We start from the raw sequence: 22,152 nt of genomic DNA on the forward strand, positions 1-22,152 counted from the left end.
CGCGCGGCCGCCGGATTGATCAGATCAGCGAGCCCTGCAAACCGTCCAGCAACTTGCGCACCGGCGCGGGCACACCGAACGAATCGAGATCGCTGAGCGCGACCCACGCGGTATCGGCGTCGCCCAGCGCGGCGAGAGTGCCCACGCCACGATCCAGCTCGGCGAGCCGCGGCTCGATATCCAGTTTGAAATGCGTGAACACATGCGTGAGCGGCGCAAGCGGCGAGACCGCACCGTCGCCGCCGAAGGCCCGCGCACGCTCGGCGAGCGCGGCTTCGTCGGCCGCTTCGGGCAGGCTCCATAGGCCGCCCCAGATACCGGACGGCGGGCGCTTTTCCAGCATCACCGCGTTGCCGTCGCGCAGCACCAGCATCCATGTGCGGCGTGTCGGCACGGTCTTCTTCGGACGCGCCGTGGGCAGAACGCGCTGACGTCCGGTGACATTGGCGACGCAGTCGGCGGCGAACGGGCAGCGCGAGCAGTCGGGCTTGCCGCGCACGCACAGGGTCGCGCCGAGATCCATCAAGCCTTGCGTGTACGCGCTGACCTCGGCATCCGATGCGTTCGACGGAAGCAGCGACTCCGCCAGCGTCCACATTGCGTTTTCGACTTTCTTTTCACCCGGGAAACCTTCGACGCCGAACACGCGCGCCAGCACGCGCTTCACGTTGCCGTCGAGAATCGTCGCGCGCGCGCCGAACGCGAATGACGCGATCGCCGCCGCCGTCGACCGACCGATGCCCGGCAACTCCGCTAGTTCCTCGACCGATGCCGGAAATGCGCCACCGTGCTGCTCGACCACGACCTGCGCGCAGCGATGCAGATTGCGGGCACGCGTGTAATAGCCAAGGCCGGCCCACAATGCCATCACGTCGTCAGACGGCGCGGCGGCGAGCGCGGCGACGGTCGGGAAGCGCGCGAGGAACTTCGCGTAGTACGGAATCACCGTCGACACCTGGGTCTGCTGCAACATGATTTCCGACAGCCAGATGCGATACGGATCACGCGTGTTCTGCCACGGCAGATCATGCCGGCCATGCTGACGCTGCCACGCGATCAGACGCGTGGAAAAATCAGACATGACCGGAACAGCAGCCGCTTGAGGTGCGGCGGACGAGGTTGAACGCGGAGTTAAGCGTGAAGGCATTGACTATTTAGCGCTGGCAGGTGGGACAGAAATACGTTGAACGCTGCCCCTGCACGATCTGTTTGATCGGCGTTCCACACACGCGGCATGGCAGCCCCGCGCGATCATAGACGAAATAGTCGAGCTGGAAGTAACCACTCTCGCCGTTGCTGCCGACGAAATCGCGCAGCGTGCTGCCGCCCTTCTCGATCGCGGCGGCGAGCGTCACTCGCACGGCATCCGCCAGCAACTCGTAGCGCACGAGCGAAACGCGCCCCGCCGCGGTAGTCGGCCGGATGCCGGCACGAAACAGGCTCTCCGACGCGTAGATATTGCCCACGCCGACCACGATTTCACCGGCCAGCAGTGCCTGCTTCACCGAGACTTTGCGCCCGCGCGTGAGCCGGTGCATCAACGCGCCGGAGAACGCGGGTGAAAACGGTTCGACGCCGAGGCTCGCGAGCAAGGGATGCTCGAGCACGTCGCCGGCTTCGCGCGGGTGCCACAGCACGGCGCCGAAGCGGCGCGGATCGCGATAGCGCAAAATGAACTCGTCGAAAATCCAGTCGATGTGATCGTGTTTCGCCGCGGCTGGCGGATGCGGCACATGCCGCAACACCCTCAACGTCCCAGTCATGCCAAGATGCACAATGAACCAGCCAGCGTCGATCTCGAACAGCAGGTACTTGCCGCGCCGCTCGACCCTGCGCACCACGTGGCCGCGCAAGGTTTTCGCAAGGTCGACCGGAATCGGCCAGCGCAATGCGGGCGTACGCACGTCCACGCGCTCAACCTTGCGCCCGGACACATACGGTTCGATCCCCCGTCGGGTAACCTCAACTTCTGGCAACTCTGGCATGTCTAACTGGTCTGCAACTTGCGTGAGTGGTTGTGCGCGTATTGTAGCGAGCGCGTTACAATCGTCCGAAACATTGAACGGATTTCCATGAACTTGTCCTTCGTGAAGCTGTTTTTGAAGCGCCCGGCTAGCGCATTCCGCGTACCGCACGCCGTGTCCGCTCGCCGGATGCTCGGCGCGGCGGCGCTCGCAGTCTGGGCGCTGGCTGCCGTGCCCGCGCACGCGCAGGATCCATCGCCGGACTCGGACGACACCTCGGTCACCCTGCCGGACCCGCTCGGCCCGGCCTCGGCGGAAGACCAGAAGTCCCTGCCTGGCGTACCGCTGACGAGCCAGATCGTATTCCAGGTGCTCGCCGCCGAAGTTGCGCTGCAGCGCGACCAGCCGGCGCCCGCCTATCAGACCTACCTCGCCCTCGCGCGCGACACGCACGATCCACGCATGGCGCAGCGTGCCACGGAGATCGCGCTGGCCGCGCAGAGCCCGTCGGACGCTTTGGCCGCCGCCCAACTGTGGCAGCAGTATGCGCCGAACTCGGAACGCGCCGCGCAACTCGACGCGTCGCTGCTCGTGCTGTCCGGCAAACCTGATGATGCGGCACCGATCCTCGCGCGCGAACTCGCACGGGTGCCCGCCGACAATCGCGGCAGCGCGATTCTGGCGCTGCAGTTGCTGCTCTCGCGCGGCCCGAACCGGATTGGCGGCCTGCACGTGCTGCAGGATCTGCTGAAGAACGACCTGAACCGGCCCGAAGCACAACTGGCCATCGCACGCCAGCAGCTCGTGTCCGACGACGCGCCGGGCGCGCGCAAGTCGCTCGAACAGGCGCTCACGCTCAAGCCCGACTATTTGCCGGCCGCGCTGATGCTCTCGCAAATGGGCCCGGAAGAGCGCAAGGAAGGCATCGCCTCGCTCGAAAAGTACGTACAGCAGAATCCGAAATCGCATGACGCGCGTCTCGCGCTCGCGCAGATGTATCTCGCCAGCGACCGTCTGGACGACGCCCAGAAGCAGTTCGAGATCATGCACAAGAACAACGCGAACGAACTGACGCCGCTCATGGCGCTCGCGCTGATCAAGATCCAGCAGAAGAATTTCAACGATGCGCAAACCTACCTGACCCAGTACGCGAGCCAGGCCGAAAAGACGCCGGGCGCCGATCCGGGCCAGGCCTATATCTACCTTGCGCAGTTGTCGCTCGAACAGAAGAACGAAGCGGCCGCGAGCGATTGGCTGAACAGGATTTCGCCGTCGAGCCAGCAATATGTGCCGGCGCAGATCACACGCGCGCAATTGCTCGCCAAGCAGGGCAAGGCCGACGACGCGCGCAAGCTGCTGGCTAACCTGCAGGCGCCCGACCCGCGCGACCAGGCGCTGATCGCACGCACCGACGCGGCGATCCTGTTCGACGCGAAGCGCTACCCGGAAGCGGAAACACGCCTGCAACAAGCCACGGCGCAGTTCCCCGACGACCCCGATCTGACCTACGACTACGCGATGTCCGCCGAAAAAACCGGCCATTACGACGTCATGGAAGCGCAGTTGCGCAAGCTGATCCAGACACAGCCCGACAATCCGCAAGCGTATAACGCGCTCGGCTACTCGCTGGCAGATCGCAATCAGCGCCTCGCCGAAGCGGACAAGCTGGTCGAGAAGGCATCCTCATTGGCGCCGAACGACGCGTTCATCCTGGACAGCGTCGGCTGGGTCAAATACCGGATGGGCGATACGTCGGACGCCATCAAGCTGCTGCGCAAAGCATATGACATGCAGCCGAACGCCGAGATCGGCGCGCACCTCGGCGAAGTGTTGTGGAAAACCGGCAATCAGGATCAGGCACGCGCTGCGTTCCGCGATGCGCGCAAGCTCGAACCGGACAACGACACGCTTGTCAAAACGCTCCAACGTCTTCAGGTGAACGATCTTTGATGCGTCTTTCCCGTCTGATTTCCTTTCCCCGGGCGCCGCGTGGCGCGGCGCTCGGGTTCGCAGCGGCAGCGGTCGTCGCATTGGCCGGTTGTGCATCGGTGAAACCGCAGGGACCGTCCACGTCGAATGCCGCAACCTCGGTCACCGCGCAGACGAGCCGTGCTTACCAAGGCCGCTTCGCGGTCCAGTACAACGATCAGAACGGCCAACAGCGCAATGCCTACGGCAACTTCACGTGGCAGGAAACCGGCGACACCGTGACTCTGCAATTGCGCAATCCGCTCGGCCAGACGCTGGCGGTGGTGACGTCGTCGCCCGCTTCGGCCACGCTGGAACTGCCGAATCGCCAGCCGCTCACCGCGGATAACGTCTCCACGCTGATGCAGAATGCGCTCGGCTTCGCGCTGCCGGTCGAAGGCCTGCGCTATTGGCTGCAACCGTCGCCGGCGCCCACCTCGCGCGCCAAAACCGAGAAGGATCCGGAGCAACCATCGCGACTGAAGCAGATCACGCAGGACGGCTGGACGATCGACTATCTGGCCTATGCCGATGCGCCCGCCACCGGCGTGAAGCGCATCAACCTGACTCGCTCGGAGCCGCCGCTCGACATCAAACTCGTGCTGGATCAGTAACCCGCGCCTCGTCGCGCGACCTTGCCGCTTCTTCGGCGCCATCTGGCGCATGTAGCCTCGACTCATGATTGAAACGACCGATTCGCTGCGCGACTGCCTCGCGCCAGCGAAACTCAACCTCTTCCTGCACATCACCGGCCGTCGGCCGGATGGCTATCACACGCTGCAAACGGTCTTCCAGTTGCTCGACTGGGGCGACACGCTGCACTTCACGCGACGTAACGACGGACTCATCACGCGCAGCACCGAAATCGCCGACGTGCCACCGGAACACGACCTGACCGTACGCGCCGCCACGCTGCTCAAAACGCATACGGGCTCGCCTGAAGGCGTCGATATCGAAATCGACAAGCGTCTGCCGATGGGCGCAGGCCTCGGCGGCGGCAGCTCGGATGCAGCGACGACACTGCTAGCATTGAACCGTCTGTGGAAGCTCAACCTGCCGCGCCTCGAATTGCAGGCACTTGCATTGAAACTTGGTGCTGACGTGCCATTTTTTGTTTTTGGAAAAAATGCGTTCGCCCAGGGTGTCGGAGAAGCATTAGACGTTGTACAATTGCCGCCGCGCCATTTCCTGGTAGTGACGCCGAGGGTTCATGTTCCGACTGCAGCGATTTTTTCTGAAAAAGCGTTGACACGAGATTCAAAACCCCTCACAATTACGGACTTTCCTGCAGAACTTAGCTGCAACACTGAATGGCCAGAAAGTTTTGGCCGGAATGACATGCAGCAGGTTGTCGTCGGAAAGTACGCGGAAGTAGCGCAAGTGTTGCGATGGTTTGAAAACATCGCGCCAGCGCGGATGTCTGGATCAGGTGCAAGTGTTTTTGCAGCGTTCCGTAGTAAAGCTGAAGCAGAAGCGGTGCAAGCCAAACTGCCAGCCGAATGGAACAGCGCAGTGGCCGCAAGTCTCGATCAGCATCCACTCTTTACTTTCGCGTCATAAGTTTTGCATCGTCGAACGAAACTCCACGTTCGGCGGAGCTCAGAGTTAGTGTAGGGGAGTCGCCAAGCTGGTTAAGGCACCGGATTTTGATTCCGGCATGCAAAGGTTCGAATCCTTTCTCCCCTGCCAAAATTTCTCGCATTTCCCCTCGCCCCCCAGCCTGAAGTAGGTGCACGATGAGCAGCCATGACGGCCTGATGGTTTTTACTGGCAACGCAAATCCCGCGCTTGCACAGGAAGTCGTCAAAATCCTCGGTATTCCCCTCGGCAAAGCAATGGTCAGCCGTTTCTCGGACGGTGAAATCCAGGTCGAGATTCAGGAAAACGTGCGTGGCAAGGATGTCTTCGTCCTGCAGTCCACGTGCGCACCTGCGAACGACAATCTGATGGAACTGATGATCATGGTCGATGCGCTCAAGCGCGCATCCGCCGGCCGGATCACCGCAGCCATCCCCTACTTCGGTTATGCCCGTCAAGATCGCCGCCCGCGTTCCGCGCGCGTCGCCATCTCGGCGAAGATCGTGGCGAACATGCTGGAAATCGCCGGCGTCGAGCGGATCATTACGATGGATCTGCACGCCGACCAGATTCAAGGCTTCTTCGACATTCCGGTGGACAACATCTACGCTACGCCCGTGCTGCTCGGCGATCTGCGCAAGCAGAACTACGAGAACCTGCTGGTCGTTTCGCCGGACGTCGGCGGCGTGGTGCGCGCCCGGGCATTGGCAAAGCAACTGAATTGCGATCTTGCAATCATCGACAAACGCCGCCCGAAGGCGAACGTTGCCGAAGTGATGAACATCATCGGTGAAGTCGAAGGCCGGACCTGCGTGATCATGGACGACATGGTCGATACCGCCGGCACGCTCTGTAAGGCAGCACAAGTTTTGAAGGAACGCGGCGCGAAACAGGTGTTCGCTTACGCCACGCACCCTGTTCTGTCGGGCGGCGCTGGCGAGCGTATCGCCGCTTCCGCACTCGACGCACTCGTAGTGACGGACACGATCCCTCTCGGCGAAGAAGCCCGCTCGTGCGCGAAGATCCGTTCGTTGACCAGCGCCGGCCTCCTTGCCGAAACATTCTCGCGGATTCGCCGCGGCGATTCGGTGATGTCGCTGTTCGCTGAAAGTTAAGTATTTGCGAAGGCACAGCGCGCCGCGTCATGCGGCATGCTGCGCTTTTGCACAATCGGCATGAACGAACGAAGGTTCGTGCCGCAGCTCTGGGGCCTCAGCCATGTGGCTTGGAGGCCCCATTTTTACTGCCTGGTCGCGGGCAGTGCATTGGAGATTCAAAATGAAAGTAGTCGCTTTCGAGCGTTCTTTGCAAGGTACGGGTGCGAGCCGCCGCCTGCGTAACTCGGGCAAGACCCCGGGCATCGTATATGGCGCTGGTGCTGAAACGCAATTGGTCGAACTGGACCACAACGCGCTGTGGCACGCGCTGAAGAAAGAAGTTTTCCACTCGTCGATTCTCGACCTGGAAGTGGCCGGCAAGTCGCAACAGGTTCTGCTGCGCGACGTGCAATACCATCCGTTCCGTCAGCTCGTGCTGCACGTGGACTTCCAACGCGTCGACGCGAAGAAGAAGCTGCACACCAAGGTGCCGCTGCACTTCATGAACCAGGAATCGAACCCGGCAGTGAAGCTGTCGAGCGCGGTGATCTCGCACGTCATCAACGAAATCGAAATCGAGTGCCTGCCGTCTGCACTGCCGGAATTCCTCGAAGTTGATCTGGCGACGATCGAAGCGGGTCACTCGGTTCACGCAAAGGACATCAAGCTGCCGGCAGGTGTGTCGCTGGTCGCTCACGTCGAAGCAGAAAACCCGGTGGTCGCAGCTGCAACGATCCCGGCTGGTGCAATCGCTGAAGGCGACGCCGCTACTGCTGCGGGCGAAGGCGAAACGCCGGCTGCTTAAGGGCGCCTCAGGTAAAGAGCAAGAAATCCTCTCGATCCGTTTCAATGAAACGGTCGATGTGACCCGCCGAGGTTCGCCCCGGCGGGTTTTTTTTCAGCTTTTTTTCGGCCCGGCCGCGTTTGCGCGTCGAGCCAGACGGACCTACGCAATCATGATCAAGCTGATCGTCGGCCTCGGCAATCCGGGCGCCGAATACACCGCGACGCGCCATAACGCCGGCTTCTGGCTGGTCGATCAACTGGCGCGCGACGCTGGCACGACGCTGCGCGACGAGCGGCGTTTCCATGGTTTCCATGCCAAGGCGCGGCTTCACGGCGAGGAAGTGCATCTTCTGGAACCGCAGACGTATATGAACCGCTCGGGCCAATCGGTCGTTGCGGTTGCGCAGTTCTTCAAGATTCTCCCCGACGAAATTCTGGTCGCGCACGACGAACTCGACATGCCGCCCGGCAGCGTCAAGCTGAAGCTCGGCGGCGGCAGCGGCGGCCACAATGGACTCAAGGACATCACCGCGCATTTGTCGTCGCAACAGTACTGGCGGCTGCGGATCGGCATCGGTCATCCGCGGGATCTGATTCCCGAAAGCGCGCGCGCCGGCGCCAAGCCGGACGTCGCCAATTACGTGCTGAAACCGCCGCGTCGGGAAGAGCAGGACGTGATCGATGCATCGATCGAGCGCGCGCTCGCCGTCATGCCGCAAATCATCAAGGGCGAGCTTGAACGCGCGATGATGCAACTGCATCGCAATTCCTAGATTCCCCGCTGGAAGCAGTATTGCCGTACTGTCTTCGACAGCTACTATCTTGCATGGGACCGCCTTGCATGGGACCGGAGTAAGCGCTGAAGCGCTAACTCCGATCGACCGCCTTGCATGGGATCGGAGTAAGCGCTAAAGCGCTAACTCCGATCGACACAGGAGAATCGCTTGAGCCGCTATTGGAGTGACATCGTCCACCGTCTGATGCCATATGTGCCGGGCGAACAGCCCGTGGTTGCACATCCGGTGAAGCTGAATACCAACGAGAATCCGTATCCGCCGTCCCCGCGCGTGCTCGAGGCCATCCGGCAGGAACTAGGCGATGCGGCCGAATCGCTGCGGCGCTATCCCGATCCGACAGCGCAAAGGCTCCGCGAAACAGTCGCGGCGTACCACGGCATCCGCGCGGAACAGATTTTTGCAGGTAACGGCTCGGACGAAGTGCTCGCACTCACGTTCCAGGCCTTGCTCAAGCACGACAAACCTTTGCTGTTCCCGGATATCACGTACAGCTTCTATCCGACGTACGCGCGGCTTTTCGAAGTCGACTACCGGACCGTCCCGCTCGATGAGAGCTTTGCGATCAACGTCGACGATTACGCGTCGCCGAATGGCGGCATCCTGTTCCCGAACCCCAACGCGCCGACCGGCCGTCCGCTGCCGCTTGCCGATATCGAGCGCCTCGTGGCCGGCAACCCCGATTCCGTGGTGGTGATCGACGAGGCCTACGTGGATTTCGGCGCCGAATCGGCTATCCGTCTGATCGACCGTTATCCGAATCTGCTGGTCGTTCAGACTGTGTCGAAATCGCGTTCGCTGGCCGGAATGCGCGTCGGCTTCGCATTCGGCAATCCGGAGTTGATCGGCGCGCTGAACCGCGTAAAGGACAGTTTCAACTCGTATCCGTTGGACCGCCTCGCGCAAGTCGCGGCTGCGGCGGCATACGAAGACGACGCCTGGTTTCGCGACACCTGCGCCAAGGTCATCGCAAGCCGCGAGCGGCTGGCCGCGGGGCTGACGGCGTTGGGCTTCGAGGTGGTGCCGTCGGCGGCGAATCTGCTGTTCGCCCGCCACGAAGGCTACGACGCCGCAACGCTCGTGCTGCGTCTAAGGGAAAAGGAGATTTTCGTGCGCCATTTCAAGGCGCCACGCATCGACCAGCATCTGCGCATCTCCGTCGGCACCGACGCCGAATGCGACATTCTGCTGGACGCGTTGCGCGACATCTTCAGCGCGTACGTCGGATAGCACAGCGCAAAAGCGTGGCTGAAAAGAAAACGGCGAGGCCAAGACCTCGCCGCTTTTAGACTTCTTCGTACCTTACTGGGCCTTCGCGGCCTGTAGCGCGTGGTACTTCGCCATCAACCCATCGGGCGTCTCCAGATGCTCCGGGTCGCGCGGAATACACTCGACCGGGCACACCTGAATACACTGTGGCTCGTCGAAATGCCCGACGCACTCGGTACATTTCTTCGGGTCGATCACATAGATTTCCGGGCCCATCGAAATTGCGTCGTTCGGGCACTCGGGCTCACACACGTCGCAATTGATGCACTCGTCGGTAATCATCAAGGCCATACTTCTCTCACTTCACGCCGGCCGCAGCTGGCTTTTTGATCCGTCAAACCGACAGTTTACGCCGGTTACGGCTGTCCCGCCGACACGCCGCTAGCCGGATCCATCGCGGCGACCTTTTCCGTCAGCCATTTTTCAACCGACGGGAACACAAACTTGCTGACGTCGCCGCCGAGTTGCGCGATTTCACGCACGATCGTGCCCGAGATGAACTGGTACTGATCGGACGGCGTCATGAACATGGTTTCGACATCGGGCAACAGATAGCGATTCATGCCGGCCATCTGGAACTCATATTCGAAGTCCGACACGGCGCGCAGACCGCGCACGATCACCCGCGCGTTATTGGTGCGCACGAAATCCTTCAGCAGCCCCTTGAAGCTCATCACCTGAACGTTCGGGTAGTGCCCGAGCACTTCGTGAGCAATGTCGAGGCGCTCTTCGAGCGTGAAAAATGGTTTCTTGTTACGGCTGTCGGCAACACCGACCACCAGCGTGTCGAAGATGCTCGACGCGCGCCGAACGAGGTCTTCGTGACCGCGCGTCAGCGGGTCGAACGTGCCCGGGTACACGGCGACTACCATGAGAGTTCTCCTCTTTCAGACAATGGGGCACGTCAAAGCGTCCACGCGACGCATTTGGCACCGACCGCGCACGTGACGGCAAACCGCCCGGCGCTTGTTTTGGAACGCGCATTATTCCTTATTTTCGCGCTGCAGCAAATGAAAGTGGACAGCACCCGCTTTACCTTGCCGCACGATTTCCCACCCGGTGAGCGTCTCATTCCCATCGAGTTCGAGCGCCTCGCCCGCTTCCACATACAGAAATCCGTCAGCGCTCACGAGCGGCACGGCCAGCGCCAGCGCTTTGCCGAGCAGATCGTCGCCGAACGGCGGGTCGAGAAACACCACGTCAAACGATCCGGGTGCGAGACTCGCGGCCAGGCGCAAACCGTCCGCTTCAGCGATTTCGATCGTGCGCGCCGACAGGCGTTCCTGGTTTGCGCGCAACTGGCTGGCGGCCCGCGCATTGCGCTCCACCATCAACACCCGCGCCGCGCCGCGCGATGCCGCCTCGAAACCCAGCGCACCGCTGCCGGCGAACAGATCGAGGCAGCGCTGGCCGTCCAGATTCTGCCCGAGCCAGTTGAACAGCGTCTCGCGCACGCGATCGGGCGTGGGGCGCAGGCCGTCGAGGTCGAGCACGGGCAAAGGCGTGCGCTTCCAGTCGCCGCCGATAATACGGATGGCGTGCGGCTTGCCGCCTTTGGACGAAGCGCCGTGGGCGCGTGAAGGTGCGGAACGGGGCATGCAGTTTCGATTACGTTGTTAAAGCGCCCGCGACGACGAAGGATGCGGGCCGGAGCGCCAACGTTACCACAGCGACGCCCGGCGTCCAGCCTGGCCATTCGGCCGATACGACGGTCGGCGGCGCGCCTGATAAAATGTGCGGCTTCCAGCGCCTTGCATCCCGCATCGCAACGCTGCCTGCCGCTCCCGCCGGCCTTGTGCCGGCTGCGCGCATCGGCGCGCGCTCTCACCATGCCAGATCATGTTCAGCTTTTTCAAACGATTCAAGGGTTCGAAAGAGTCCGATAACGCGCCAGAAGAGTCGCAAACAGCGCCAGAAGGCTCTACGCTCGAAGCGGCCGTTCAGGCGCCTGCGCCCGTCGCGCCGGCTGCCCCGCGCCCGGCCGCTGCGCCGGTTCGCGTCGAGACGCCGCCCGTGGCCACCCCATCCGCGCTCGAGCCCGAACCCGATCCGGAAGCATTCGCGCTCGAAGAAACGGTCGAAATCGTCCCACCACCGCTGCCGGACGCGGGCGCGAAGCGTTCGTGGTTGACGCGACTGAAAACCGGCCTGTCGAAGACGAGTTCGAGCCTGACCGGCATTTTCGTCGGCACGAAGATCGACGAAGACCTGTACGAAGAGCTCGAAACCGCGCTGCTGATGTCGGACGCGGGCGTCGACGCCACCGAATTCCTGCTCGAAGCGCTGCGCGAAAAAGTGCGCGCCGAGCGCCTCTACGACCCGCAGCAGGTCAAAACGGCGCTGCGCACGCTGCTGATCGAGCTGCTCAAGCCGCTGGAAAAATCGCTCATGCTCGGCCGCGCGCAGCCGCTCGTGATGATGATCGCCGGCGTCAACGGCGCGGGCAAGACTACCAGCATCGGTAAGCTCGCCAAGCATCTGCAGAGTTTCGACCAGTCGGTGCTGCTTGCCGCGGGCGACACGTTCCGCGCCGCCGCCCGAGAGCAACTCGCCATCTGGGGCCAGCGCAACAACGTGACCGTGGTATCGCAGGAAAGCGGCGATCCGGCGGCGGTGATCTTCGACGCCGTCGGCGCCGCGCGTGCGCGCAAGATCGACGTGATGATGGCGGACACGGCCGGCCGTCTGCCGACGCAATTGCATCTCATGGAAGAACTGCGCAAGGTGAAGCGCGTGATCGGCAAGGCGCAAGACGGCGCGCCGCACGAGGTGCTGCTGGTGATCGACGCCAACACCGGCCAGAACGCGCTCGCGCAAGTAAAGGCTTTCGACGACGCGCTCGGCCTCACCGGCCTGATCGTCACCAAACTCGACGGCACGGCGAAGGGCGGTATTCTGGCGGCGATCGCGCGGCAGCGTCCGATTCCGGTGTACTTCATCGGCGTCGGCGAAAAGGTCGAAGACTTGCAGCCGTTCAGCGCGGAAGAGTTTTCCGACGCGCTGCTGGGCGGCTGAGCGCCCCCGGCGTTTGCGGCTGATCGTGGCTGCATCAGCAAAAAGGGCACTCCACGGTTATCTGGGGTAGTTTTCTGCTAATAATTCATCGCGCCTAAGCCCACTTGGACTCCTCAAGTGGGCTTTTTACCACACATCAGTTGACGTTCTTGGGGGTAATATAAATACTATTAACAAAACGATGCGGGGCGGAAAGGATGGCCAGCGGCAAACAAATCGCAGAGCAGAATCTCCAACTCTTCCAAACTTGGCTGGCAAGCAAGACAGACGCCGATTTCCGGCAGATGGTCAGTCGCGGGGTTCTGTCGCGAAAGGAGATGGCCAAAGAATGCGGGTTCGCCAAGTCCGCCCTCGACCAAAATCCACGCATCAAGGCGACACTCAAGGCGGTTGAAGACGGCTTGCGAGACCGTGGCATTCTGCCGGCACTCGAAGAAAAGCTGACGATTGACGGCGCTGCCCCGCCGATGCGCGAGATGGGCCAGCAACGCGCCGCACGTGATAGTGAGCGCCTAAAGCGGCTAGAGCTAGAGAACGCCAGCCTGCGTGCAGAGAAAGACGAGCTCAGGCGAGAAAACACCAACCTGCGCGCAGAGAAGGACGACCTCAAGCGTCAACTGGAAAGATATGCCGTTCTTGAGGAGGCCCTTTCCCTAACCGGGAGGCTGCCCCGATGAGCGAGCAGACTCTGCGGGTGTCCACCATTCGCAGCCAAAATCCGCAGGGAACTGGCGGCTGCATTTTTACTGGCGCGCCCATTGATGAACAAGGCAATGTGTTGGATGCGCGAGCCTACTTTGTTGTTCGAGCATCGAACCGGGTTCTAGACGGTACGCTTGTGCAGGTGGGCCAGTGGTGGCGAGTCGCCGGCGAGCCCAAGCATAACGCCATTACCGTCAACGGCTACCATCTGAACGAGTGGCAAATCGCCCCCAGAGAGGCAGAACTGCTGCTCCCGTCAGGCGAGCACATCATTACGCTGATGGCCGAGAGCTCTGACTTCCAAGGCATTGGCCTGGTCAAGGCCCGCAAGCTCTGGGAGACATTTGGCAACGACTTGTACGACATTCTTGACCGAGGCGATGTCGCATCATTGGGCAAGGTACTGACCGAAGACAGTGCGCGGCAAGTTGTGGCTTCGTGGACATTGTACGGCAACACGCGCACGCTCCAGTGGCTACATGCCAAGGGTTTCGATAAGGCGACCGGCCGTAAGGTCCTTGCCTTCTTCGGGGCCCAGGCAGCGGAAAAGATTGAAGCGGACCCCTACCGCCTCTTGAGTTTCTGCGCGTCGTGGCAGCAAGTGGATAATCTCGCTCGCCATGATTTCGGCGTTGAAGAACATGATGTTCGGCGCCTGCAAGGGGCCATCGAAGAAAGCTGTTATCGCCTGTTCGGCGACGGCCATACCATGGCCACGCGTCCCAATCTCGTTGAACGCTTGACCTCTGTCCTTGGCGAGCAAAATCGAACGTCCTCCTGGCGCAATCTAATATCGGACGCGCTATCACGAGGGTTGACGAACGGCAGCTATGTGATTGAGGCCGACAGTTGCGTCCGACCAATGGGGCCCTTTGTCATGGAAACCGAGGTGGCGCTCGCAATCGCCGGCCGACTCCAGCATACAGATAGTTCACAGTTGTTGTCTGAGGATGAGGTTCTCACACTGTTGGCTGCTTACGAGGCACGTGAGAGCATCAGTCTCAACGACGAACAGCGCGCCGGCGCTCTAGAGGCTGCGGCACATGCGTTCGCGCTGATTACCGGCGGTGCGGGGGTCGGTAAGACAACCGTTTTAAAGGCGCTCTACGAAATCTACGACCGAGCCGGCCTTCGTATCTATCAAATGGCGTTGGCTGGCCGTGCCGCCAAACGCATGCAAGAGGCCACAGGTCGCCCTGCCTCTACGATTGCCAGTTTCCTCAGAAACGCAAAGCAAGACGAACTGGTCGCGCCCTGCGTCGTTGTGGTCGATGAAGCTTCAATGGTCGACATCATTTCCATGAGTCGCCTCTGTGCTCTGCTTCCCCGTAATGTTCGCTTGTTGCTGGTGGGTGACCCACATCAGTTGATGCCGGTCGGCCCGGGACTCGTCCTTCATGCATTGGTTGAAACGCCGGGCATTCCCAATGTTGAACTCAAGGTCGTAAAGCGTTACGGCGGCGAGATTGCCGCTGCCGCATACGCAATCCGTGACGGTGCTTGGCCGGATTTGCGGGATGTCGAATCAGCGCCCGTCGCGTTCGTTCCATGGTTGGCGCCCAGCGGACGAAGTTCTGAGCATTCGAGATGCACGCTCGCGGCGGAAATTCTAAGGCTCTATCTGCAAAGCCCCGCCAACACCCAGATACTGTCGTCGCGCCGCAATGGTAGTGACGGAACCAAGGGGCTTAACGCCCTGTGTCAGCAGCGGCTTACAGGAAATGCCAGGCCGCTCCTTACGTGGAGCATCGAACACGCAACGCATGTTCATACTGGCTTCCATCAGGGCGACCTATTGCTCTGTACCCGCAACCTTTGGGAATGGGGCCTGCAGAACGGCTCGCTCGGAAAACTCGTGCAGATTGAAGACGAACCTCGCCTCCTCCAGAGCGATGATGGAGAGGAGATAGGCTATGCCTTAGCTTGGGTCGAGTGGGATGACGGAGAGCGCCGGCCAGTACTGGAAGTCATGCTTGATGACCTGGAACTCGGCTACGCCATCACCGTACACAAGGCACAAGGGTCGCAATGGGAACGCATTCTTGTGTCTGTCACTGGAAATAGATTACTCGACCGTACTCTAATCTATACAGCCATCACGAGAGCTCAGCGGCAAGTAATACTAATTGGCGATGAAGCCGCCGCCAGACGGGCTGTCGAGAACTTGCCGAGAGCACATCGTCGACGAGTCGCATTAGGCTCTACTGTAGCGCGCCAGTTGGCCATTGCGGAGGCCCTGCCATGAGCCATGTCCGCGTCACCGCCTCTGTCATTACCGATGAGACCGGTATCAAAAGCAAAATACCGGTGATTATGGTTGAGGAAGGGGGCAAGCTCAAGGAACTCCTGCCGCTGGTGGACTATCTGATTGCCAACTATCAGGCCAAGAGCCTAGCTTGGATGAACAAGCTGTGTCAGGTCGTGGAAATGCTTCTCGACTATATGGCAGTGAATCACTCACATTTCGAGAAACCGGAAGACTTGTTCGAGATGTTCACTCAACGCGTCTATGCCGGCACCATTGGCGAAGACGGTCGAGACCCAAGCAATCTGTACTGGTTCCCCAGGCGCACGAAGACTGCCAGACAATTGTTGACCACTCTGAGCGAGTTCTCGGACTGGATGCATAGAAAGTATGGTGCCACGCCCCTCAACCCTTGGCGCGAGGCTACCCTCTTCGAGCAACGGCTAAACTGGGCGGCGTTTATCAACAAGTCACAACGCTCGTTTCTCGGACACCTCGATAGCTACGCAGATGCCGCTTTAACCGCCAAGCAAGCTCGCAATACGCGCCAGCGTAGAGCTCCGACAGGCGACAGCGGGGAAACCAAGGCATTCCCGGATAGCCGATTCATGGAGCTCTTGTTTGTGGGATTTACTGTGCCCGGCAAGCAGGACAGCCCTGACATTGTCGAGCGTTACGATTGGCGTGGCATCTGTATCGCGATACTTTTGCATTGGGGCGGATTGCGTATCTCGGAGCCATTTCACCTCTGGGTCGGTGACGTTACGAACGACCCGCTGAAGCCGGACGAAGCTTGCGTCCGCGTCTACCACCCTATTGATGGGGTCGCTCCAAGAGATTTTAAAGGTCCTGATGGGCGGTATATGCCTAATCGGGAGGCTTACCTTCGGGCTCGGCATCCGGGCTACCGCCCGCGCCACAAAGAGACAGGAAACCGCAGGGCCGGCTGGAAGAATCCGAGGCTGGACGATACGACACAGAACTTCATGCATGTTCATTGGCTTCCGTCTGGTATTGGCGGCCGCCTCTTTATGCAAGCGTGGAAGCTTTATATGTATCAGCGCATGCGCGCAAGGATTGGAGCAGACCAGCATCCATTCTTGTTCGTATCGTTTCGAGGCCCTCAGTACGGAGAGCCCTACACGATAGACGCGTATAGGGATGCGCATGCCCGGGCGGTCCGCCGCATCGGTCTGACGCCCGCGAAGATGAACGGCACGACCGAGCACGGCCATCGCCATGCCTATGGTCAGCGCGCCAGGCGCGGTGCCGTTGACGACATCGTCACCCAAAGGGGCTTGCATCACAAGTCCATCGAATCCCAAGCCGTGTACACCGAGCCGTCCATCGCGGAAGTCACTTCCGCACTGGAAAGCGCGACTGAAGCTCTGTCCTCGGGACAGTCCCTTCCAATGGTGCCAGACCTTGATGCATTGGGATTGTCGGCGCGAAGAGAAAAATCCGTATTTCTAACGAAAAAGAGCAAATGACGATGGCAGCCAAAAACGAGGGAGTCAAAAAAATGGTGCGCGGCGCGACAATAGATACGGAGTGTCTCTACGCCACAGCGATTGACCCTAGGCTCGAGCAATGGAGAGTCTTGGCGGCAGAATGGCTCGCTACCATGAAAGAGGGAAAGGCTGCGGCAATGGAGTCCATGAAGATATTTCTAGTCGATTATGTACATGGACAGGCTCTGGACCGAGACCCTGCAAAATTTCTCAGCGCGAATAACTCGACTCCCTGCCTGTACGACAGTTATTTCTCGCACTTTAAAACAAAAAAAGAAATAATAAAACGCTACGGTAAAATTACCGATTTTGTCAACTATGTTTTGAGAAACTATTTCTCGGTGGACGATGATAACGGGAATGCTATCATTTCCCCGGCTTTCCGAAATCCGATTCCACCACTTCCTGAATCGGTAGATGCCAAGCATACAAACGGGAATAACAACGAGTCAAATAAACCCGTCCTGCCTCACTATTTCATCACGCGTCTGCGTCATCTGCTGTGCCCTGCCCAAGCAAAGAGCTTCGTTGATTGGAGTTGGGCACAATCAGCGGAAGAGAAGAGTGGTTGGTTTGTCGTGCCAGCCAACTGCATAGACAAGACCGACCCAGACTGCGTCTGGCGCTGTCGCACGACGTCACAGCACGAGCGAAACACGTACGGTTATGGTGAATCAGTGCATGAAATGTGGAACCCCGTAAGAGCCGTTGCGCTCTATTTGAAACTGCAATTGCCCCTACGAACCTTCCAGGTGCGGATGCTCGATAGCGGCGAGGCGGACACTCGTCGCTACGTGAAAGGGGAATGGGTCAAAAACAAAAACGTGTTGGCGAAAGGCAATGACAGAAATCCTTGTCGGCGAGGCGTATTCCGTCAAATGACAGATGACATCAAACATCGTCCGATGACGGGATTGTTTGTCAACACCAACAAGACCGCCGACAGGGGGAAGGACGAGTGGAGCAAGGGCTATTCGATTCCCTGGGAGCACCACGAGGTGCTGTATTGGCTCGAAAAACTCAGAGACTGGCAAGAAAAATACAATCCAATTTCCGCTCCCATGGCTTGGACGGATTTGGAGCGCAAGCATCTCGGTCACGCAAAGGCTGACGTGCAACTGAAAGCCATGGGCGCCACCTGCTTCTTGTTTCGGGATGCCGCTGCCCAAGGCACAGACAAAGCAAAACCTATTGCTGTAACAAACACTCTTGACGCCCTTTGGTACAAGTTACTAGCAACCTTAGAGCACCAGTGCGAGGCGGAGCAGCTTCGCGACCTTGCTGACAAGCCATTGATATTCGTAAGGAAAGATACGCAAGCAACCACCTATTATCCGCTGCACTCGCTGCGCGTCTCGCTCATTACAGCGTATGCGCTGGAAGGTGGTGTGCCGATGGCGATTCTGTCGAAATGCATCGCGGGCCACGCAAGACTGGTGATGACGCTCTACTACACGAAAGCCGGAATTACCTATTGCACTGAGACCATGGATGCGGCCACCAAGCGCTTGATGGTGGATGAGCAGGAAAACTATGCGCGCTGGTTGAAGGACAAAACCTACCAGCAATTGGAAGCACACGGCGCGTATCAAGACCCGGCCGCGATTTCCGCGATGATGCTGGCGATGCAGAACGGAGGGGCAAGCCTAACGAAGGATGACAAGGGTTTTTGCCCGAAGGGGGGATGGGGGTGCGATTCGGGTGGCGTTTATGTCAACGAGGATACTGGGAAGGTGACGTACGGCGAGGTGCCGGGTTATCCCCAGAAGAACTGTCCGCGATGCCGCTGGTTTTTCACTGGTCCGGCCTTTCTCGATGGGCTGAACAATCACTGGAACAATATCCAGTTACAGATGGGCGATGTCGGTGAACGCATCGTGAAGCTCGAAGGCCAGATTGCCGCGTTGGAGGATGAACTATTCGAGTGTCAGGAAAATGGCCTGCTGTTCATGGAGCATGACAAGCTCAATACGCTGCGCAAAGTCCATCAAAGCGAGTATGAGAAGAACAACAAATATGCGGAAGACTCTAGCGCCACCTTTCGACTCATAGCCAGGTGTACAGCCTTGGCCAAGAGTGGGCCGCAAGATGATGGCGTCCAGTTGGTTGCCGTTGGCGGTTTGAAGGATGTGCGCGTCGCCGTCGAAGAATGCAGCAAGTTGCGCCAAGTACTCACAGCCGTTGCGGGCTCTACCGTGTACCCAGAGCACGACGTGAGCAAGGCTGTCCTGCAGGCTGGCAAGGCCTTTGACATGATGCTGGCGCGCAACGGAAAGGCGCCCGTTCTCTTCCGCCTCCCAGACGACGAATTCGCTTCCATGATTCAGCACATCACAAGATTGCTCATTGCTGAAGCGGGCAGCATCAAGGATGCACTGCCCTTCATTGAAGGGGCACGGAAGCTCGCAGAGCTTGGCCTCGACCTGAACATGGAGCAATTGGCACAGGAGATGGCCTCCAGCCACGTCGTGCAATGGGATGCAGCGCAACGGTTCGGAAATTCGGAAAAGGGCCGACCCGCTTTGCCGTATGTCTCGCCAAAGGACGCCGAAGAGGAAGATGCCAATGTCGCCGAGTAATCTATCCCCCGAAGAGGTATTGGCTGCTTTGCAGCAGGATGCCACCAAGCGCACCCGACAATCGCTGGAGCTTATCCATACTTTGTGCAAGGAGCAGTATGAAGCGGGCAACCTCGATTTCTCAGTCGCGACTATTGGTCGACTCTCGGCGGCACGCGGAGGACCGTCCACCGGAGCAATCCACAATTCGACCGGAGAACACTATCGGGCATTGTTGAAGGCGTGGGCTAACCATGCCAACGGCGCCACCCGGAAACCAGCTGTCAGGCCAGAGCCAGGTGTGGCCGACGACGTGTTGGCGATGATACCTGACGCTTCGGTGCGCGCTCTTGTGGGTAGCTTCCTTGCAGAGAATCGCAAACTCAGAGCTGAGAACACTTTGCTTAAGTCGCAAGCGCAAGTCGTAATCGACCGCCGGCCAAAATCCGCAATGTCGGAATCCACATCTCAGTCGGGCGTTCAAGTGCTACCAGCGCTGAGTACGCTGTTGCCGTTGGAGGTTGATGCGCTTCGCCACGCCCTCTCTGAGGAGTTGCTTGCCAAGATGGGCTGGAGGGTCGACGCGAAGACAGGTCGGGTATCGAAGGATGGACATGCCATCTTCAGAGCAGGGTTTGCCACCGCTATCAAGAAAGTCTTGAATGCGGTGTAGGAAGTGCGGTCTGGATACTGGATTGCCGCCCACAAAAGTCTTGGAGCGAAGGGCAGTCAAGAGCACCGTGGAATAAATGGAAGGGGCCCACGCTTGCGTGGGAAGGATTCCGTTTATGCCGCGAAAGGCTCTTGACGGACCGGAGCGGCTAACGCTCGTGGCTGTCGGGGTGGGTTGCTGTTTAACCCGCCCCGGCTGCCCAACGGCGAGTGCGGGGTATCGGGAGCGAAGCTCCCGAGTTCGTAGTTCCCTAGAGCCAGTTACGTTCGAAATGGAGCCATGGAGATATTAGATAAAAATGTTGCATATAATATTTCGCAAGCCCTTCTGCAACTCAGTCACATCGTAATAGTAGAGTTTTTTCCCTGAATAGCCTCGGAGTGCCCTTTGTTCATCCCGCCAGCCGGACCAGGAAAGATTACTCTGCGTCCGGCTGCGCGCCCGGCGCCGCGCGCGCAAACGCGTCGAGTTGCATCGCGTGATCGTAGATGCGCTGAATGGTCGGAAACTTCGCTGTGTCGACCTTGAAGCGCTGCGCGTTGAACACCTGTGGAATCAGACAGGTGTCGGCAATGGTCGGCGTATCGCCGAAACACAGCTTGCCAGTGCGCGAATCGGCCGCCAGATGCGTTTCGAACGTCGCGAAACCGGCTTCCACCCAGTGCCGGTACCAAGCGTCCTTGGCATAGTCGTCGACGCCCAACGTGTGCTTCAGATACTTCAGCACACGCAGATTGTTCAGCGGATGAATCTCGCACGCCACCTGCAGCGCCAGCGCCCGCACGTACGCGCGATCGACCGGCGCCTTGGGCAAAAGCGGCGGCTCGGGATGCATTTCTTCCAGATACTCGATGATCGCGAGCGACTGCGGCATCACCTCATTGCCGTCGACGAAGGTCGGCACGATCCCGTCTGCATTCACCTTGCGGTACTCGGGCTTCAACTGCTCGCCGCCGTCGCGCACGAGGTGCACCGGCACGTAGTCGTACGGCAGATTCTTCAAATTCAGCGCGATACGCACGCGATAGGACGCCGAACTACGGAAATAGCTGTAGAGCTTCATGTTGTCTGTCTCCCCCAACCGGCCGCCGTCAGACGACGCGCACGCTGAACTCGCCGAGCCCGTCCACGCCACCCTTCATCAGATCGCCCTGCACCACCGCGCCGACGCCTTCCGGCGTGCCGGTGAAGATCAGATCGCCAGGTTGCAGTTCGAACAGCGTCGACAGATAAGCGATCGTCTCGGCCACCGACCAGATCAACTGCGACACGTCCGAGCTTTGCTTCTCCTCGCCGTTCACCGACAACCAGATCGTGCCTTTGTCGACATGGCCGACCGTCGCCGCCGGATGAATAGGACCGAGCGGCGCCGAGTGATCGAAGCCCTTCGCGGTATCCCAGGGACGGCCCAGCTTCTTCGCTTCGGCCTGCAGATCGCGGCGCGTCATGTCGAGACCGAGCGCATACCCGTAGACGTGGCCAAGCGCGCTTTCGGCTGGAATGTTCTTGCCGCCCTTGCCGATCGCCGCCACCATTTCCATTTCGAAATGGACGTTTTTCGACTGCGACGGATACGGAAACTCGCCGGTGGCGCCGGGCGCGACGTACAGCACGGCATCGGCCGGCTTGGTAAAGAAGAACGGCGGCTCGCGGTCGGGATCGTGCCCCATCTCGCGCGCGTGCGCCTCGTAGTTGCGGCCCACACAGTAGATGCGACGCACCGCGAACTGCTCGTTGGACCCCACGACCGGCACCGCGACCACCGGTGCGGGTGCAAATACGTAACTCATCCCGTTCTCCGTTCCTTGATGTGTGCCGCCAGCGCGACAATAAAACATCGAGTGTAACGCGCGACAAAGCGGCGCGCGCGCCAGTTCAGCGTGGACCGCGCACGGACCGGCGCGGCCGGCGGCGCGGGGGCGGTGTCTCGCGGGATCGCCATAGATGCGATACTCACACTCAATAGCGTCCCTTGAATACCGTGCCCGACCG

At 60.0% G+C, this 22,152-nt stretch carries 20 protein-coding genes and 1 tRNA gene; 14 read left to right on the plus strand and 7 right to left on the minus strand.

What is annotated here, in order from left to right; all coding sequences use genetic code 11:
* Positions 1–19: 19 nt before the first annotated feature.
* Both mutY and mutM read right to left on the minus strand, forming a co-directional pair.
* Complete coding sequence (mutY, locus tag RI103_RS17375; protein WP_310813141.1) at positions 20–1,147, minus strand: A/G-specific adenine glycosylase; 1,128 nt, start codon at positions 1,145–1,147, stop codon at positions 20–22.
* Between the two features lie 7 nt (positions 1,148–1,154).
* Positions 1,155–1,985: a bifunctional DNA-formamidopyrimidine glycosylase/DNA-(apurinic or apyrimidinic site) lyase gene (mutM, locus tag RI103_RS17380; RefSeq protein WP_310813142.1), complete on the minus strand. Its 831-nt coding sequence runs from the start codon at positions 1,983–1,985 to the stop codon at positions 1,155–1,157.
* 87 nt (positions 1,986–2,072) lie between these two features.
* Between mutM and RI103_RS17385 the strand changes: the two genes are divergently transcribed.
* The 8 genes from RI103_RS17385 to hisC all read left to right on the plus strand — a co-directional run bounded on the left by RI103_RS17385 (position 2,073) and on the right by hisC (position 9,417).
* Positions 2,073–3,914: a tetratricopeptide repeat protein gene (locus RI103_RS17385; RefSeq protein WP_310813143.1), complete on the plus strand. Its 1,842-nt coding sequence runs from the start codon at positions 2,073–2,075 to the stop codon at positions 3,912–3,914.
* On the plus strand, positions 3,914–4,546 hold the full coding sequence (lolB, locus tag RI103_RS17390) for a lipoprotein insertase outer membrane protein LolB (protein WP_310813144.1): 633 nt from the start codon (positions 3,914–3,916) through the stop codon (positions 4,544–4,546). The genes RI103_RS17385 and lolB overlap by 1 nt, the downstream gene beginning before the upstream one ends.
* Before the next feature lie 64 nt (positions 4,547–4,610).
* A complete protein-coding gene (gene ispE, locus RI103_RS17395) occupies positions 4,611–5,492 on the plus strand; it encodes a 4-(cytidine 5'-diphospho)-2-C-methyl-D-erythritol kinase (protein WP_132376124.1) in 882 nt (293 codons plus the stop codon).
* 52 nt (positions 5,493–5,544) lie between these two features.
* Positions 5,545–5,621: transfer RNA gene (locus RI103_RS17400), tRNA-Gln, on the plus strand.
* A gap of 47 nt (positions 5,622–5,668) precedes the next feature.
* Complete coding sequence (locus RI103_RS17405; RefSeq protein ID WP_310813145.1) at positions 5,669–6,625, plus strand: ribose-phosphate pyrophosphokinase; 957 nt, start codon at positions 5,669–5,671, stop codon at positions 6,623–6,625.
* A gap of 163 nt (positions 6,626–6,788) precedes the next feature.
* On the plus strand, positions 6,789–7,412 hold the full coding sequence (locus tag RI103_RS17410) for a 50S ribosomal protein L25/general stress protein Ctc (protein WP_310813146.1): 624 nt from the start codon (positions 6,789–6,791) through the stop codon (positions 7,410–7,412).
* Positions 7,413–7,563: 151 nt separating this feature from the next.
* Complete coding sequence (gene pth, locus RI103_RS17415) at positions 7,564–8,166, plus strand: aminoacyl-tRNA hydrolase (RefSeq protein WP_310813147.1); 603 nt, start codon at positions 7,564–7,566, stop codon at positions 8,164–8,166.
* A gap of 171 nt (positions 8,167–8,337) precedes the next feature.
* Complete coding sequence (gene hisC, locus RI103_RS17420; RefSeq protein ID WP_310813148.1) at positions 8,338–9,417, plus strand: histidinol-phosphate transaminase; 1,080 nt, start codon at positions 8,338–8,340, stop codon at positions 9,415–9,417.
* Positions 9,418–9,489: 72 nt separating this feature from the next.
* Here the strand turns inward: hisC and RI103_RS17425 are convergent, their stop codons facing one another.
* From RI103_RS17425 to rsmD, 3 genes are all read right to left on the minus strand, one after another.
* Positions 9,490–9,747 (minus strand): YfhL family 4Fe-4S dicluster ferredoxin, encoded by a 258-nt coding sequence (locus RI103_RS17425; protein WP_310813149.1) that lies wholly within the window; start codon positions 9,745–9,747, stop codon positions 9,490–9,492.
* 65 nt (positions 9,748–9,812) lie between these two features.
* Positions 9,813–10,328 carry a pantetheine-phosphate adenylyltransferase gene (gene coaD, locus RI103_RS17430; RefSeq protein ID WP_310813150.1) on the minus strand — a complete coding sequence of 172 codons (516 nt, stop codon included), beginning with the start codon at positions 10,326–10,328 and terminating at the stop codon, positions 9,813–9,815.
* 111 nt (positions 10,329–10,439) lie between these two features.
* Entirely contained in the window at positions 10,440–11,054 is a 615-nt protein-coding gene (rsmD, locus tag RI103_RS17435) for a 16S rRNA (guanine(966)-N(2))-methyltransferase RsmD (RefSeq protein WP_310813151.1), read from the minus strand.
* Between the two features lie 241 nt (positions 11,055–11,295).
* Here rsmD and ftsY point away from each other — a divergent pair, with 241 nt between their 5' ends.
* The 6 genes from ftsY to gmtX all read left to right on the plus strand — a co-directional run bounded on the left by ftsY (position 11,296) and on the right by gmtX (position 20,160).
* Positions 11,296–12,471: a signal recognition particle-docking protein FtsY gene (gene ftsY, locus RI103_RS17440; protein WP_310813152.1), complete on the plus strand. Its 1,176-nt coding sequence runs from the start codon at positions 11,296–11,298 to the stop codon at positions 12,469–12,471.
* 197 nt (positions 12,472–12,668) lie between these two features.
* Positions 12,669–13,148: a VPA1267 family protein gene (locus RI103_RS17445; RefSeq protein ID WP_310813153.1), complete on the plus strand. Its 480-nt coding sequence runs from the start codon at positions 12,669–12,671 to the stop codon at positions 13,146–13,148.
* The gene (locus RI103_RS17450) at positions 13,145–15,418 is read left to right on the plus strand and encodes an AAA family ATPase (protein ID WP_310813154.1); all 2,274 of its coding nucleotides are present in this window, start codon (positions 13,145–13,147) and stop codon (positions 15,416–15,418) included. Before RI103_RS17445 ends, RI103_RS17450 begins: the two co-directional genes overlap by 4 nt.
* Positions 15,415–16,908: a gamma-mobile-trio recombinase GmtY gene (gene gmtY / locus RI103_RS17455; RefSeq protein WP_310813155.1), complete on the plus strand. Its 1,494-nt coding sequence runs from the start codon at positions 15,415–15,417 to the stop codon at positions 16,906–16,908. The genes RI103_RS17450 and gmtY overlap by 4 nt, the downstream gene beginning before the upstream one ends.
* Entirely contained in the window at positions 16,905–19,508 is a 2,604-nt protein-coding gene (locus RI103_RS17460) for an integrase family protein (protein WP_310813156.1), read from the plus strand. Before gmtY ends, RI103_RS17460 begins: the two co-directional genes overlap by 4 nt.
* Positions 19,495–20,160 carry a gamma-mobile-trio protein GmtX gene (gene gmtX / locus RI103_RS17465; RefSeq protein ID WP_310813157.1) on the plus strand — a complete coding sequence of 222 codons (666 nt, stop codon included), beginning with the start codon at positions 19,495–19,497 and terminating at the stop codon, positions 20,158–20,160. The genes RI103_RS17460 and gmtX overlap by 14 nt, the downstream gene beginning before the upstream one ends.
* Positions 20,161–20,578: 418 nt before the next feature.
* On the opposite strand, the gene maiA is transcribed toward gmtX, so the two are convergent.
* Both maiA and RI103_RS17475 read right to left on the minus strand, forming a co-directional pair.
* Complete coding sequence (gene maiA, locus RI103_RS17470; protein WP_310813158.1) at positions 20,579–21,223, minus strand: maleylacetoacetate isomerase; 645 nt, start codon at positions 21,221–21,223, stop codon at positions 20,579–20,581.
* Between the two features lie 28 nt (positions 21,224–21,251).
* Positions 21,252–21,950, minus strand: a complete 699-nt coding sequence (locus tag RI103_RS17475; RefSeq protein ID WP_310813159.1) for a fumarylacetoacetate hydrolase family protein — start codon at positions 21,948–21,950, stop codon at positions 21,252–21,254.
* Positions 21,951–22,152: the final 202 nt, after the last annotated feature.

Source organism: Paraburkholderia sp. FT54, assembly GCF_031585635.1.
Lineage (GTDB): Bacteria > Pseudomonadota > Gammaproteobacteria > Burkholderiales > Burkholderiaceae > Paraburkholderia.